General features: G+C 65.8%; 11 protein-coding genes. 8 read left to right on the top strand and 3 right to left on the bottom strand.

The features are described 5' to 3' along the window. Nucleotides 1-25 precede the first annotated feature (25 nt). The 4 genes from AL3_RS00975 to secA all read left to right on the top strand — a co-directional run bounded on the left by AL3_RS00975 (nucleotide 26) and on the right by secA (nucleotide 5,849). Nucleotides 26-835 carry a ComF family protein gene (locus AL3_RS00975; protein WP_066295628.1) on the top strand — a complete coding sequence of 270 codons (810 nt, stop codon included), beginning with the start codon at nucleotides 26-28 and terminating at the stop codon, nucleotides 833-835. Nucleotides 836-1,038: 203 nt separating this feature from the next. Next, complete coding sequence (gene hpf, locus AL3_RS00970) at nucleotides 1,039-1,764, top strand: ribosome hibernation-promoting factor, HPF/YfiA family (protein WP_066296940.1); 726 nt, start codon at nucleotides 1,039-1,041, stop codon at nucleotides 1,762-1,764. Between the two features lie 29 nt (nucleotides 1,765-1,793). Further along, nucleotides 1,794-3,005 carry a winged helix-turn-helix domain-containing protein gene (locus AL3_RS00965; protein ID WP_066295627.1) on the top strand — a complete coding sequence of 404 codons (1,212 nt, stop codon included), beginning with the start codon at nucleotides 1,794-1,796 and terminating at the stop codon, nucleotides 3,003-3,005. 90 nt (nucleotides 3,006-3,095) lie between these two features. Beyond that, nucleotides 3,096-5,849, top strand: coding sequence for a preprotein translocase subunit SecA (gene secA / locus AL3_RS00960; protein ID WP_066295626.1), 2,754 nt, complete (start codon nucleotides 3,096-3,098; stop codon nucleotides 5,847-5,849). Between the two features lie 4 nt (nucleotides 5,850-5,853). On the opposite strand, the gene AL3_RS18835 is transcribed toward secA, so the two are convergent. Both AL3_RS18835 and AL3_RS00950 read right to left on the bottom strand, forming a co-directional pair. Continuing rightward, on the bottom strand, nucleotides 5,854-6,414 hold the full coding sequence (locus tag AL3_RS18835; RefSeq protein ID WP_246168429.1) for an Rv3235 family protein: 561 nt from the start codon (nucleotides 6,412-6,414) through the stop codon (nucleotides 5,854-5,856). Between the two features lie 24 nt (nucleotides 6,415-6,438). Then, nucleotides 6,439-7,209 carry a LysM peptidoglycan-binding domain-containing protein gene (locus AL3_RS00950; RefSeq protein WP_066295621.1) on the bottom strand — a complete coding sequence of 257 codons (771 nt, stop codon included), beginning with the start codon at nucleotides 7,207-7,209 and terminating at the stop codon, nucleotides 6,439-6,441. A 252-nt stretch (nucleotides 7,210-7,461) separates the two neighbouring features. Here AL3_RS00950 and AL3_RS00945 point away from each other — a divergent pair, with 252 nt between their 5' ends. Beyond that, the gene (locus tag AL3_RS00945) at nucleotides 7,462-8,013 is read left to right on the top strand and encodes a hypothetical protein (protein WP_151723895.1); all 552 of its coding nucleotides are present in this window, start codon (nucleotides 7,462-7,464) and stop codon (nucleotides 8,011-8,013) included. A 26-nt stretch (nucleotides 8,014-8,039) separates the two neighbouring features. Here AL3_RS00945 and AL3_RS00940 read toward each other — a convergent pair whose 3' ends face one another. Beyond that, a complete protein-coding gene (locus tag AL3_RS00940) occupies nucleotides 8,040-8,324 on the bottom strand; it encodes a helix-turn-helix domain-containing protein (protein WP_246168477.1) in 285 nt (94 codons plus the stop codon). Between the two features lie 185 nt (nucleotides 8,325-8,509). Here AL3_RS00940 and AL3_RS00935 point away from each other — a divergent pair, with 185 nt between their 5' ends. The 3 genes from AL3_RS00935 to AL3_RS00925 all read left to right on the top strand — a co-directional run bounded on the left by AL3_RS00935 (nucleotide 8,510) and on the right by AL3_RS00925 (nucleotide 15,385). Beyond that, nucleotides 8,510-9,157 carry a CpaB family protein gene (locus AL3_RS00935; protein WP_066295619.1) on the top strand — a complete coding sequence of 216 codons (648 nt, stop codon included), beginning with the start codon at nucleotides 8,510-8,512 and terminating at the stop codon, nucleotides 9,155-9,157. After that, nucleotides 9,154-10,461, top strand: coding sequence for a CpaE/TadZ family protein (locus AL3_RS00930; RefSeq protein ID WP_066295618.1), 1,308 nt, complete (start codon nucleotides 9,154-9,156; stop codon nucleotides 10,459-10,461). Before AL3_RS00935 ends, AL3_RS00930 begins: the two co-directional genes overlap by 4 nt. A gap of 88 nt (nucleotides 10,462-10,549) precedes the next feature. Then, nucleotides 10,550-15,385 (top strand): NAD-glutamate dehydrogenase, encoded by a 4,836-nt coding sequence (locus AL3_RS00925; protein ID WP_066295616.1) that lies wholly within the window; start codon nucleotides 10,550-10,552, stop codon nucleotides 15,383-15,385. The last annotated feature ends 5 nt before the right edge of the window (nucleotides 15,386-15,390 follow it).

Below are 15,390 nucleotides of genomic sequence, written 5' to 3'. Positions count from 1 at the left end.
CGGCCGGCGGCCTTCACACTGGGGCATGACCGTCCTGGACAGACTGGAACGCTGGCTCACCCACCCGGCAGCCGAGGCGCTGCTGCGTGCCGGACGGGAATTGCGCGCCGTGCTCCTCCCTTCGTCCTGTGTGGTGTGCAGCCTCCCCGACGAGCCGCTGTGCCCTCCCTGCGCCGGCGACCTGCGGCAGAGCACGCTGCGGCCCTTCGACGCTTCAGCCGAAGCTGACCTCCTCCCGCCGCAATCCGCGGCAGCTGATCCGGGTGCGGATTTCCGCCCGCTGCGGGTCACCGCCGCCGGCTACTACCGGTCTGGTCTGGCCCGGGTGCTGCTCGCCTTCAAGAACCACGGCTGCACCGGCCTCAAGGTGGACCTGGCAGCTGCCTTCGCGCGGGCTCTGCACGCCAGTCCGGACACGGGGTCCGGCCCGCTTGTCCTTGTCCCGGTGCCCGGCAGTGCCGGAGCTTGGCGCCGGCGTGGCTACGACCCGCTGCGGTTGCTTCTCGGGGCGGCGCAAACCCGGGGCCTGCTGCCCCGTGGTGTGCGGATTGGGTACCTGCTGGGGCGCCGGCGGCTGCCGCTGCCCGCACGGTGGGCTGCCCGCCGCGCCGGCGGGCAGAAAGCACTGGGCGCCAGGGCCCGGCGGAAAAACGTCCATGGCACTATGAACGCCGGCGAACCGGGAAGCCTGTACGGGGTCCGGGTGCTGGTCGCCGACGATGTCCTCACCACCGGAGCGACGATCGCCGAAGCGGTGCGGGCGCTGCGGGCAGCGGGGGCAGAGGTCTGCGGAGCCGTTGTTATTGCCGCAGCGCGGGCCCCCTCGCGGCGGTAACAGCCCGGTCCAGCCGGCGGCTGCTGACCGGTGGCAGCGGCTCTTCCGCGCAGCGCGCAAGACCGGAAGATGAATTAACCTCCGGGGTGATCTAACGTGTTGGATATGGACTGCTTCAAGCAAAGGAGCAATCCTGCGGCAGCGGCCGCGGAGGAAACTGGCAGCGGCCGTTGTTGTGTCACCGAAGAATATTGGAGGGCACCATGGAATTCATGATCAGCGGACGCAATGTTGCAGTATCCGATCGGTTCCGTCAATACGCCGCCGACAAGATCGGCAAAGTCGAGAACCTCGGAGATAAGGTGCAGAGGGTTGACGCCCGGGTCACCAAGCATCAGAACATCCGCGAAGCCGACAGCTCCCTCACCGTGGAATTGACGGTCGTCGGCCGTGGACCGGTTGTCCGCGCCGAAGCCTCGTCCGCGGATAAGTTTGCGGCTTTTGACCTTGCCTACGCCAAGCTCTTGCAGCGCCTTCGCCGTGCCAGCGACCGCCGCAAGGTCCACCACGGCCGGCACACCCCGGTTCCGGTCCGGGTAGCCACAGCCGGTCTCGATCCCGTCAGCAGCACAGAACCTCTTTCCGATCAGTTCGCCGTCAAGGAAAACGAACCGGTGGACGGCAACGAAGCCGACCAGGAGAAGCAGGCCGGTGATTGTCCGGTACTGATCCGCCGCAAGGTTTTCCCCGGGGCCCCCATGAGCCTTGACGACGCCGTCGACAACATGGAGCTGGTTGGCCACGACTTCTACCTGTTCGTGGATTCCGCCACGGGCGCCCCTTCTGTGGTGTACCGCCGTAAGGGGTGGACGTACGGCGTGATCACCCTGGATTCCAAGTGCGCTGAGGGCACTGAGGAGATCCGCGAAGAACTGCGCGGGTACCGGGACGGGGCTCCCGTCCCCGGGGAGGTGCGGGCGACCGCCTGAGCCTTGGCGGGCCTGCCTAGGATAGGGGCATGTCTCCCGCCCTGACTCCGGCCCAGGCCCGCCGCACCGTACTGAGTGCGCAGCAGCTTGCCACGACGCGGCCCGCCAGCCCTACCGCAGGGCAGGTGGGCCGCGTTTTTAATGCCCTGGCACTGCTGCAGATCGACTCCGTGAACGTCCTGGCGCGCAGCCATTACCTGCCGCATTTCTCCCGGCTGGGGCCCTACGACCGCACGCTGCTGGAGCGGATGTCGTCGCGGCATCCGCGGCAGATGGTCGAGTACTGGGCACACGAAGCCAGCTACATCCGCCCGGAGCTGTTCGCTGACCTGAGGGTATGGCAGCGCCGGACCTGGATGAGCGCCCGGGACATGCCCCAGGAACTGCGCGCCGCAGTGTCGGAAGCTGTCCTGGACCTGCTTGAGCAGAAACACCCGCTGAGTGCCCGGCAGATTGAGGCGCTGCTGGGCCACGAGGCAGACACTGCGGCGGCTAAATCCTGGGGCTGGAACTGGAGCGCGGTGAAGCGCGTGCTGGAAGATCTCTTTGAACAGGGCATCATCACCGCAGCCGGCCGGAGCGCCCAGTTTGAGCGGCTCTATGCGCCCACAGACTCGGTGCACCCGTTCGGAGCAGGAGCCATGGAGCGCCCGGACCGAGACGAAGCCCTGCTCCGGCTGACCGAGACCGCGGCCCGGTCCCTCGGCGCTGCGACGGCCAGTGCGCTCGCCGATTACTTCCGGCTGCCGGTGCGGGACACGCTCGCGGCGGCCCGGATCCTTGCCGCGCGAGGCCGGCTGGAAGAAACGGCAGTCGACGGGTGGAAAGGTCCGGTGTTCCTGCACCCGGAGGCGCACACACCGCGCAGGGCCCGGGGGAGGGCCCTGCTGAGTCCGTTCGACTCCCTCGTGTTCGATCGGCGGCGGCTGCAGGAGATTTTCGGAATCGAGTACCGGATCGAAATCTATACGCCTGCACACAAACGCCGCTTCGGCTACTACGTGCTGCCGTTCCTGCTCGGCGAGCAGATCGCGGCGCGCGTGGACCTGAAAGCCGACCGCGCCGCGGGAGTGCTCCTGGTCCAGTCCGCGCACCTTGAGCCGGACGCACCGGGCAACACTGACGTTGAGCTTGCCGCGGAATTACAGCTGATGGCACAGTGGCTGGGCCTTTCAGAGGTTATGGTAAGACCTGTGGGCAACCTTGCGCCCGCCCTTAAACTGGCAGTTAACCGTGATTAACCCGTGCCGGGAACCGAGGCGACCTGCCGGACGTCTCTCACGTAGACTGAGGACGCCAGAAAACGGCAACACTAGATTGGGAGCAAATCAGTGGCATCACTTCTCGAACGAGTTCTTCGCACCGGTGACAAGAAAACGCTGAAAACCCTGCGTATCTACGCCGACGCGATCAACGTGCTCGAGGACGAGTTCAAGGGCATGAGCGATGCCGAACTGCGCGCCGAGACGGACAAGCTCAAGGAACGCCACGCAGACGGTGAGTCCCTTGACGACCTTCTGCCCGAGTCCTTCGCCCTGGTCCGCGAAGCGGCTGGCCGCACCCTGGGAATGCGGCACTTCGACGTGCAGATGATGGGCGGCGCAGCCCTGCACCTGGGGAACATCGCCGAAATGAAGACCGGTGAAGGTAAGACCCTGGTCGCCACCGCACCTGCGTTCCTCAATGCGCTGACCGGCCGCGGCGTACACGTCGTGACCGTCAATGATTACCTGGCCGAATACCAGTCGGACCTCATGGGCCGCGTCTTCCGCTTCCTGGGTATGTCCACCGGCTGCATCCTGGCAAACCAGGACCCGGCCACGCGCCGTGAGCAGTACGCCGCTGACATCACCTACGGCACCAACAACGAATTCGGCTTCGATTACCTCCGCGACAACATGGCCTGGAGTGCCAACGAGCTTGTCCAGCGCGGCCACAACTTCGCCATCGTTGACGAAGTGGACTCCATCCTCATCGATGAGGCACGGACCCCGCTGATCATTTCCGGTGCAGCCAGCGGCGACGTGAACCGCTGGTACACGGAGTTCGCCAAGGTTGTCCAGCGTCTGTCCCTCGACACGGATTACGAGGTCGACGAGAAGAAGCGCACTGTCGGCGTCCTGGAAGCCGGAATCGAAAAGGTCGAAGACTACCTGGGCATCACCAACCTGTACGAGGCAGCGAACACCCCGCTCATCGGCTTCCTGAACAACGCCATCAAGGCCAAGGAACTGTTCAAGCGGGACAAGGACTACGTCATCCTCAACGGTGAGGTATTGATCGTTGACGAGCACACCGGACGTATCCTGGCCGGGCGCCGCTACAACGAAGGCATGCACCAGGCCATCGAAGCCAAGGAAGGGGTGCAGATCAAGGCCGAAAACCAGACACTGGCAACGGTCACTCTGCAGAACTACTTCCGCCTGTACGAGAAGCTCTCCGGCATGACCGGCACCGCCGAGACCGAGGCCGCCGAGTTCATGGGCACCTACAAGCTCGGGGTTGTTCCCATCCCCACGAACAAGCCGATGGCACGCCTGGACCAGCCGGACCTCATTTACAAGAATGAGGTCGCCAAGTTCGACGCCGTCGTCAAGGACATTGCCGAGCGCCATGCCTCGGGCCAGCCGGTCCTGGTGGGCACCACCAGCGTTGAAAAGAGCGAATACCTCTCCAAGCAGCTGGCCAAGGCCGGTATCCGGCACGAAGTGCTGAACGCCAAGAACCACGCCCGTGAAGCAGCGATCGTGGCGCAGGCCGGCCGCAAGGGCGCAGTGACCGTCGCCACGAACATGGCCGGCCGCGGCACCGACATCATGCTTGGCGGCAACGCCGAGTTCAACGCCGTCGCCGAGCTCAACAGCCGCGGACTGGATCCGGCCGAGAACCCTGAGGCGTACGAAGCCGCGTGGCCCGCCGCACTGGAAAAGGCGCAGGCCGCCGTCGCCGCCGAACACGACGAGGTGCGCGCATTGGGCGGCCTCTACGTGCTGGGCACCGAACGCCACGAATCCCGCCGCATCGACAACCAGCTGCGCGGGCGGTCCGGCCGCCAGGGGGATCCGGGCGAGTCCCGGTTCTACCTCTCGCTGACCGATGACCTGATGCGCCTGTTCAACTCGGGTGCAGCGGAACGGATCATGAACAGCTCCTCGATGCCCGACGACGTCGCGCTGGAATCGAAGCTGGTGTCCAAGGCCATCCAGAACGCCCAGGGCCAGGTGGAAGGACGCAACGCTGAACAGCGGAAGAACGTCCTGAAATACGACGACGTCCTGAACCGCCAGCGTGAAGCCATCTACGGTGACCGGCGCCGGATCCTGGAAGGAGACGACCTGCAGGAGAAGATCGGCTTCTTCCTCGAGGACGTCATCACGGCCATCGTTAACGACGCCACGGCCGAGGGCCACGGAGATGACTGGGATCTCGACACCCTGTGGAAGAACCTTAAGCTCGTCTACCCTGTGGGGCTGACGATCGATGAGGTCATCGACGAAGCCGGCGGCAAATCGGATCTCACCCGGGATTTCCTGCTCAACGAAATCCTCTCCGACGCCCGCCTGGCCTACCAGGCCCGGGAAGACGCACTGGGTTCCGACGCGATGCGCGAACTCGAACGCCGGGTTGTCCTGTCCGTCATCGGCCGTAAGTGGCAGGAACACCTCTACGAGATGGACTACCTCAAGGAGGGCATCGGCCTGCGCGCCATGGCGCAGCGCGACCCCTTGGTGGAGTACCAGCGCGAGGGCTTCATCATGTTCCAGACCATGATGGAGGCCATCCGCGAAGAGAGCATCCGGTACCTGTTCAACGTTGAGGTACAGGTCAGCCAGCCCGCTGTTCCGGAAGCCCTGCAGGGTGTCAAGGACGCACGGGGAATCGTGGGTGCACCCGTGATCAAGGCGGTCGGCCTGGACGCTCCTGAACAGCCCGCGAGCCTGCAGTTCTCTGCCCCGAACAGCCAGGGGCAGGTCGAAACCCGGATCGAGCGTACTGCGCCCGCGAAGAAGAGCGGGACAGCACCCGGCTCACAGGCCACCTCACGCAAGGACGCCAAGTCCGCAGCGAAGAAAAAGCGGAAGTAGCTTCCTAGCCGATTTCCAGCACGGTGACCTTCCAGAGTCCGCGCCGCAGCTCCAGACGGAGAGCTGCAGCGCGGACTCTGCCCGTTTCGGCGGCGGCAACCGCCGCCTCGTAGATGCCCTCAGAAACGGGGCACACCCGGACCCGCAGCACCCGGACATTGCGGTGCAGCCGCAGGTCGCTGCGCCCCCGCACCAGGTTCGCCCGCAGCTGCAGCCGCTCGAACTCCGCGAGGTCGAGCCACCGCACCATCTGCTGCAGCGGACGGACTCCCGCCAGCACCTCCAGCGCTCCGATAGTGACAGCGCGCGCTATGGCCTCCACCCGCTCGTCATCATCCGGTGAACTGGCCCAGTTGGCGCCGGCAGGAAGAGGGTCTGGGCGAAGGGGACGGACCTCAGCGGGCCGCTGCTGGGGAACAACGGGCGGTGCCTGTCCCGGGACGGTGCCGAACACCGGTGGCCGGGGAAGCGGGACGGGCAGGGGTTCGCCGCTGGCACGGGCCAAACCCGGAGCCTGGTGTGCGGGACGTTCTCCCGGCGCGGGAAGGATGATCACGGTTGTCACGGGCATGTTCCTTTCCGAAAGGGCCTAGCCTGCAGGCAGGGTCGGGACCACGAGGATCTGGCCGGGCAGCAGGACGTCCGGGTCCGGGCCGACCACCTGCCGGTTCAGTTCGTACCAGTGCGGCCACAGCTCGGCGACTTCCACGGCAGTCGCGAGGGGACCAAGCTGGGCAGCGGCCAAATCCCAGAGTGTGTCTCCCGCAAGCACCGTGACGCTCGTTCCGGCCGCAGGTTCGGCACGCAGCCCGGGCGGGACGAGCAGGGACGGGGACACCGGATCAGGAGCGGGTTTCCAGGCAGGATCCACGGCCGCGGACTCTTCCCCGCCGCCGGCAGGTCCCAGCTGCCAGCTCGGATCAACCGCGCTGCCCTGTGCGGCAGGGAGGAGACCCTGGCCGGCTGCCGGGCCCTGCAGACCGGCCGCCGCCGGGACCGAGGCCAGCGCCGCAGGGATTGGAACCGCCATCAGCTGAACGCCGAGGGAGGCAGCCGCAAGCCGGCGGAGAAACCCAGGGCTGAGCAGCCCGAAGATCCGGGCTGCCCGGACGCGTCCCCGCCGCGCGAGGACAGCGGACAGGAAAGCAGCGGCGAGCCCCAAGGTCCACCAGCCCAGCACCAGCAGGCCAACGGCCGAGGCTGCCAGCCCGGCCGCCGTCTGGAGATCTGCCAGCGAATAGGCAGGCCGCACGTCACCCGGAAGCCCGCCGGAGCGCAGCTGGATACCCGAGAACACCAGAAGCAGCCCGGCCAGCGCTGCGCCGGCCGCCTGGAACAGGTCTTCGAGATGACGTCTCACTGTGGTGTCCCTTTCCTTCGCCGCTTTGAAGCGGGTAGCCGGCTAGCCGGGCTGCCGTAGTTGCCGCTGGTACCGATAGGGGCCGAAATTAGTGACAGGCCGGTGGACTGATTGAGCGGCTGATCGATTTGATGCCATTTGATGTTGTTTGGTGTGCTTTGACTCTTTTCAGCGCCAATTGGTGTCTTTTACTACACAGGTATTTGTGGACTGTCCAGAGTGAACAGCGAAAACCTGGGTTAGCCTTTCCCGATGAGATGGGAAGCGTTGTTCGCGGATTTGGAAGCGCAGCTGGCAGCCGCCGGGCAATCTTTCCGGGAAACGGAAATCGCAGACCGGCAGCGAGGCGAATCCGCCGCTATCGAGTTACCGGAACGGCTGCGCGGCCAGGTGGGCCGGAAGCTCAGAGTGCATGTGGACTCACCCGCCGGAACACTGACAGGCGTTCTGGCCCAGCTGGGCTCGGGCTGGCTCCTGCTGAGCGCGGCTGCCGGAACGCATCTGGTGCCGCTGGACGCGGTGAGGATGGTGGAGGGCATGGACCGGTTCACTGTTCCCGCGGAGGGGAGGGTGAAACTCGGTCTGCAGGCGGCGCTGCGGGGTCTTGCCAGGGATCGGTACCCCGTTCACCTGCAGCTGCGCGGCACGCAGTCCGGAACCGTGTACGGCAGCATCGACAGGGTGGGCCGGGACTTCCTCGAAGTAGCCATCCTGGAGGCCGGAGCCGTCCGCAGGCGGGAAAACGTGGCGTCAGCTGCGCTGGTTCCGCTGCGGGAGATCGCCGTCGTCAGCTCCCGTCACTGAGCGGCCGGCGGAGGGAGGACGCGCTCCTAGGCGTCGGCCGCTTCATCCAGCGGCTGGGCAGAATCCAAGGGCAGGGCAGAATCCACGGGCAGTGCAGTGCCCACGGGCAATGCAGACCTGGCAGCTGCGGCCTTGCGGTAGGCGCCGGCTATGTATTCCTCCAGCTTGGCTGATTCCACCCGCCACTGCCCTCTTCCACCAACTTGGATGGCGGGAAGTTCCCCCGACCGGACCAGCGCATACGTCTGGGACGAGGATATGTTCAGGACCTCGCCCACATCGGCGAGGGTGAGGAACCGCTTCTCCATCATCGTGCCCACCATCGAACCCTTTCCAGCAATCTGCCGCTGCTGCCCTAGTCTGCCACCGCAGCTGGAGCCCGGCACACGTTATCCACAATTTGGGCCCGCCACCCGTTCCCATCCTGCACGTTCCACGTCACAATGGCGTCCAACACTCCGCGGGGTGTCCAGTGGGAGCACAAACAGGGGGAAATATGAGTCTCAAGACGGCAGCGCCCGCAGCGCCTGTCCAGCGTCTCAAGAAACCATCGTGGCGAGACCCGCGGCTGCTCCTGGGACTGCTGCTGGTCCTCGGATCGGTGGCCGGGATTACCGCGCTGATGGCCAGCCAGAACCAGACCACCGAGGTGCTTGCCGCAGGGCGGGACCTGCCCGTGGGAACACCGCTGCAGGCGGCGGACTTTGACGTGGTTTCGGTCCGGCTGGGCAGCGTCGCCGGCGCCTACCTGGCCGCAGATGAGCCGTTGCCGGAAAACACAGTGGCCGGGGGACTCATCCGAAAAGGCGAACTCATCGCGCGGGGCGATCTGTCCACCGCTGACCAGCTGGACCGGAAGCCCTTTGGACTGGACGTCGAAACACCGCTGCCCTCCGGCATCAAGCCCGGAAACCGGATCGATGTCTGGGCATCGCTGCCGGACGGGCGAAACGGTTTCAGCGAACCCCGCCGTCTGCTGGAAGCCGCGGAAATCTCCGAACTCTCGGTCTCGGAATCGGTTATTGCCGGAGCGGACTCGACCCGGCTGCTGGTGCTCGTCGAGGATGCGGACCTGCCCGGGCTGCTTGGTGCCCTGTCCAACCAGGCGAAAATCGCCGTCGTTCCGAATCCCTCAGCCGGATGAACAGCATTCCCATCGTGACCTCAGGCACCGGTACCGCCGAGCTGGTCCAGGGCCTGGAGCGGCTGCAGGGGCCGGTCACCGTTATCCGCCGCTGCGGGGAACTCACGGAGCTCATCGCCGCCTGCCAAAGCGGCATGGCGCGCGCCGCGGTGATTGACGACGGCGCCGGGGAGCTGACTGCAAGCCTGGCCGAACGCCTCGCGGCGGCGGGGGTGGCACTGGTTGTTCTCGCGGACGACGACGAGTCCAAGGCACGGCTGGAAACGCTCGGAATCGCGCATGTGCCGCGGTCCCTGGAATCCAGCGCGCTCGCAGCACTGGTGGCAGAGGCGGTGGCCGGGCAGGAACAGATCTTTGCCGCCCGCGGCAGCGCGTCCTCGCTGGCGGATCCGGCAGAGACCCTTCGCCGGTGGGAACTGGCGGAACCCGAAACGGAACCTGGAGAACCGTCCCCGGGCACACGGGGCACGGTGGTGGCGGTCTGGGGCCCCGCCGGAGCTCCGGGCCGTACAATGCTCGCATTGAATCTGGCAGCGGAAGCAGCCGCCGCAGGAAGCCGGGTGCTCCTGATCGATGCGGACACCTATGCGCCAAGCATCGCCGCTGCCCTGGGCCTGACGGAGGAATCCGCCGGGGTGGCCCAGGCCTGCCGGCTGGCCGACCAGGGAGTGCTGGACCCGGTGTCGCTGGCCGGCTCCGGAGTCTCAGTGGACATCAAAGGGGAGCGGATGACGGTCCTGACCGGCATCACCCGGTCGGACCGCTGGATTGAGATCCGCGGAACCGCGCTGGCCCGGGTGCTGGAACAGTCCCGCGCGGCAGCTGACATTACCGTGGTGGACTGCGGATTCAGCGTCGAAGCGGATGAAGAACTGAGCTACGACACCATGGCGCCGCGGCGCAACGCGGCAACGCTGATTGCCCTGGAACACGCAGACACCATTTATGCGGTGGGGGCTGCCGACCCCGTCGGCGTTCCGCGCCTGGTCAGGGCTCTTGCGGAGCTGGAAGTGGCAGTGCCGGGGGCGTCGCCGCTGGTGGTGCTCAACAAAGTCCGGCGATCGGCCGCCGGGCGTGTTCCCGAACGCCAGCTCAGCCAGGCCTGGGAGCGGTTCGGTCCCGGGAAAATCGATGCTTTCCTTCCGGCTGACTGGGACGCCACTGATGCTGCCCTCCTTGCCGGCGCCGCCCTGCTGGAAGCTGCGCCGGCGTCGTCCCTTCGGACAGCCATCGCGGCGCTGGCCAACGTCCCGGCGGGCGCGCGCCGCCGAAACCGGCGGCGCCGGGGAGCGGGCACAAAATGAACTTTTCTTTGTCAACGAGATAGGCTCGTTACAAACGGGCCGCAATGGGGCGGTTCGGACAAAGCGGCGATTTTCGGAGGCGTATTAAATGTCGTCTGGGTCCAACACCACGGATCTTTCCAGTTCGAGTACTTCCCTTGAGGAGTTCATCGGGAACTACTACGAGCATCTGGCGGCTGAGGACGCCGAGCTGTACCCGCAGCAGGTCCTCAGGGAGCGGGCAGAGCAGCACCGGGACCTGGCCTGGACCCGCGCCGAAGGCACAGCGGCCGTAAATATCTTTGACCAGGGTGACTCCAGCGTCATCCTGATCGTCACCGATGACATGCCGTTCCTGGTGGATTCCGTAACGGCCGAAATTGTGCGGCAGAACTGCGGCATCCGGCTGGTGGTCCACCCGACGTTCCTCGCTGTCCGGGACCGGGAAAGCGATACCCTGCAGCAGGTGCAGCGGGTGCCTTCGGCTGCCGGCGTCTCGAGCGGTGATACCGCGGCATTGCCGAACATCTCGGGGCTGCTGGGCGGGGACAACCAGACGGCGCGGATCGAGTCCTGGATCGCCGTCGAGGTTCCCCGGCTGATCGATGCAGACCGCCGGGCCGCCATGATCGACGGGCTCGAACGCGTCCTCGCGGACGTGAGCGTTGCCGTTGGAGACTGGGCCGCTATGCGTTCGAAGGTCCACGAAATCGCCGGCGGGCTGGATTCGATCTCCGGTGCCGCCGGAATCCCGGATCTGCAGCAGGCCCACGAACTCCTGACCTGGCTGGACAACGGCAACTTCACGTTCCTTGGCTACCGTGAATACGACCTGATCGAGGACAACGGGGAGGACGTGCTCCGTGCCTCCTCGGGCACCGGCCTGGGACTGCTCCGCCGCAGTTCCGAAGCCGGCAAGGTCCAGCACCTGACGGCTGCCGGTAAGGCGAAGGCCCGGGAGAAGCGCGCACTGGTGATCACCAAGGCGAACTCGCGCTCGACGGTCCACCGCGCGGCCTACTTCGACTACATCGGCGTCAAGCGGTTCGACGCGCAGGGAAACGTCAACGGGGAACGCCGGTTCATCGGACTGTTCGCCACGGGTGCCTACACCGGCTCCGTCCGGAAGATCCCGATCCTGCGGGACAAGGTGAAAGCCGTGATGCACCGTGCCGGTTTCCCGGCGGATTCGCACTCCGGCAAGGACCTCCTTGCCATCCTGGAGACCTTCCCGCGGGACGAGCTCTTCCAGATCGAGGTTGATGCCCTGCTGGAAACCGCCCAGGGCATTCTGCGCCTGCAGGAACGGCGCCGGACCAGGCTCTTCCTCCGTCCTGACGTTTACGGCCGGTTTATGTCGGCGCTGGTGTTCCTTCCCCGTGACCGCTACACCACCTCGGTCCGCCTGCGTATCCAGGACGAACTCCGCTCCACCTTCAACGCTGAGTCGATCGACTACGAAGCGCGGCTCACTGAATCAGCCCTCGCAAGGCTCTTCTTCCGTATCCGCCTGCCCAAGGGCGTGGAAATCACCGACGTTGATGCCGCAGCTCTGGAACGCCGCCTGGTCAGTGCCACACGGTCCTGGCCCGAAGGAATCAATGAGGTGCTGCGCGGCAAGTTCGACCGCGAGCAGGCTGAGCAGCTGTCCGCGCTCTGGGGCGAAGCGTTTCCGATGGACTACCGCGTTGGGTATGAAGTCGAGGATGCCCTCGAAGACATCGCCCGGTTCGAGGACCGGCTGCAGAACCCGGACACCGCACCGGAGCTGTATGTCTACACCCCCAACGGCTCCGCTGACGGCGCCGATGCCCGCCTGAAGCTGTACCTGCTGGAACCGCGGTCCCTGACCCAGATTCTGCCCTTCCTGCACAACCTCGGACTCGAGGTGCTCGACGAGCGCCCCTTCGAGATCCGCCGCCAGGACGGCGTCGAACTCTTCCTCTACGACTTCGGTCTGGAATACCCCGCCGGAGTGGATCCGCTGAAGACCGGCACCCTGCTTGCTGAGGCCTTCCACGCGGGCAGCTCGGGCGTCAGCGAATCGGATGAATTCGACCGGCTGGTCCTCGGCCAGAACCTTGGCTGGCGCCAGGTGGTGATTTTCCGCAGCTACGCCAAGTACATGCGGCAGATGGGCAACACGAACTCGTACGGCTTTATGTCCGACACCCTGATGGCCAATCCGCGGGTTACGGCGGCGCTCGTCCGGCTGTTCAGGGCGCGGTTCGATCCGGACATGGACGGCGCCGTCCGCGGCGGTGAACTCGAAGCGGCCCGGACCGAGCTCGACGCCGGCCTGGAACAGGTCCCCACCCTGGATGCCGACCGCGTCCTGCGCACGTTCGCCAACCTGATTGAGGCAACACTGCGGACCAACTTCTACCAGGGCAAGTCCTATGTGAGCTGCAAACTCGACACCGAATCCATCGACGGAGCGCCTTTCCCGAGGCCCAAGTACGAAATCTGGGTGTACTCGCCCCAGGTGGAAGGTGTCCACCTGCGCTTCGGCGAAGTGGCCCGCGGCGGCCTGCGCTGGTCGGATCGGCGGGAGGACTTCCGCACGGAAATCCTGGGCCTGGTCAAGGCACAGACCGTCAAGAACGCCGTTATTGTGCCCACCGGGGCCAAGGGTGGCTTCTACGCCAAGCAGCTCCCCGACCCGGCCGAGGACCGCGGTGCCTGGATGGAAGAGGGCAAGGAAAGTTACCGCACCTTCATCCGCGGCCTGCTGGACATCACGGACAACATGGTGGTGACGGAGGACGGCGAGCAGATTGTTCCGCCGCAGCGTGTGGTCCGGCACGACGGCGACGACAGCTACCTGGTCGTCGCAGCGGACAAGGGCACAGCGTCCTTCTCAGATACGGCCAATGCGCTTTCCGCCGAGTACGGTTTCTGGCTGGGTGATGCATTCGCCTCCGGCGGCTCCATCGGCTACGACCACAAGGCCATGGGAATCACGGCCCGGGGTGCGTGGGAATCGGTCAAGCGGCACTTCAGCGAACTCGGGGTCGACACCCAGAGCGAGGATTTCACCGCAGCAGGCGTGGGCGACATGAGCGGTGACGTGTTCGGCAACGGGATGCTCCTCTCGGAGCACATCCGGCTCGTGGCCGCGTTCGACCACCGGCATGTTTTCCTGGATCCCAACCCGGACGCTGCGCGTTCCCACGCTGAACGGCGCCGGCTGTTCGAGCTTCCGCGTTCCTCCTGGGCTGACTACGACGAATCGCTGATCAGCGAAGGCGGCGGGGTGTACCCGCGCCAGGCCAAGTCCATCCCGGTCAGCGCCCAGGTCCGCGAGGTCCTGGGACTGGACGAGGGAGTTACCCGGCTGAGCCCGCCGGAACTGCTGCGCGCCATCCTCAAGGCACCCGTGGATCTGCTCTACAACGGCGGAATCGGCACCTACATCAAGTCCTCCGCTGAGACGAATGCCGACGTCGGGGACAAAGCGAACGACGGAATCCGCATTGACGGCAGGGACGTCCGGGCCAAGGTTATCGGCGAGGGAGGCAACCTCGGTATGACCCAGCGCGGGCGGATCGAGGCTGCACTGGCCGGCGTTATCCTCAACACCGACGCGATCGATAACTCCGCCGGGGTGGACTGCTCCGACCACGAAGTGAACATCAAGATCTTCGTGGACCGGATGGTTGCCGCCGGACGCCTCGATCCGTCGGAGCGCTCGGAGTTCCTGCATTCCATGACCGATGAAGTCGGAAGGCTGGTGCTCCAGGACAACATCGACCAGAACATGCTGCTGCTGAACGACCGGCAGCACGTTGTGGAATGGAGCCCCAGCTTCGAACGGCTGATGGACTGGCTGGAAGAGCGGGCCGGCCTGGACCGCCGGCTCGAGGCGCTGCCGACCAACGAGCAGCTGCGGGCACGGCTGGCCGAGGGGCAGGGGCTCACCGCACCGGAGCTCGCTGTCCTGGCCGCGTACGCCAAGATCGAACTGACCCGGGCACTGACTGCCTCGGACCTGGCTGACGACCCGTACTTCCGCGGCACCCTGCGGAGGTACTTCCCCAAGCAATTGGTGGAACGGTTCGAGGACCAGTTGGACAGCCACCCGCTGCGGCGGGAGATCATCTCCACGATCGTCGCCAATGACATGATCAACATCGGCGGCATCACCTTCGCCTTCCGGGTGATGGAGGAGACCTCCGCCGGCGAAGCAACAGTTGCCCGCGCCTTCAGCGCGCTGCGGGAAATCTACGCGATCGACGACGTCGTTGCTGCCCTGGGCGAGCTGCCGGCAAGTTTCCCCACGGAAACCTGGACCACCATCCATCTCGACATGCGGCGCCTGCTGGACCGCGCCGTCCGCTGGTTCGTGAACCACGTAGGCAGCGGCAGCACCATCGACGAGGACATCGCAGCGTTCAAGCCCATTGTGGAACCGCTGCGCAAGGACCTGATGCGCTTTATGCGCGGAGGCGACCGCGAACGCGTGGAAGCTGCGATGGAAAAGGCTGCGGCCTGGGATCTCCCGGAAGGACTGGGCTCATACTGGGCTGAGCAGTTCGAGAGCTACGGCCTGCTCGATGTCGCATTGGCAAGCCGGCAGGTCGAGGAGCCCGTGGAAAACATCGCCGCGGTCTATTACGCGGTGTACGACCGCTACGGAATCGACGACCTGCTGGAACGGATCACGAAGCTGCCCCGCGGCGACCGCTGGCAGGCACTGGCCCGGGCAGCGCTTCGGGATGACCTGTATTCAACCGTCGCGGACATGACCGTGGCAGCGCTGCAGGCCACACCGTCAATGGCCGGCGGGGACCCGGTGGAACGGCTGGAGGCCTGGGAGCGTGAAAACTCCGAGAACCTTGAGCGGGCCACAAAGATGTTCGCCGAAGTGAACGAGCTGGAACAGGACGACATGGCTTCACTGTCGGTCGCCCTGCGCCTGCTGCGCTCGATCGTCAGGCGCTGACGGAG

It is taken from the genome of Arthrobacter luteolus NBRC 107841 (assembly GCF_001552075.1).
Lineage (GTDB): Bacteria > Actinomycetota > Actinomycetes > Actinomycetales > Micrococcaceae > Arthrobacter_B > Arthrobacter_B luteolus.
This window is presented reverse-complemented; position numbering and strand designations above follow the sequence as displayed.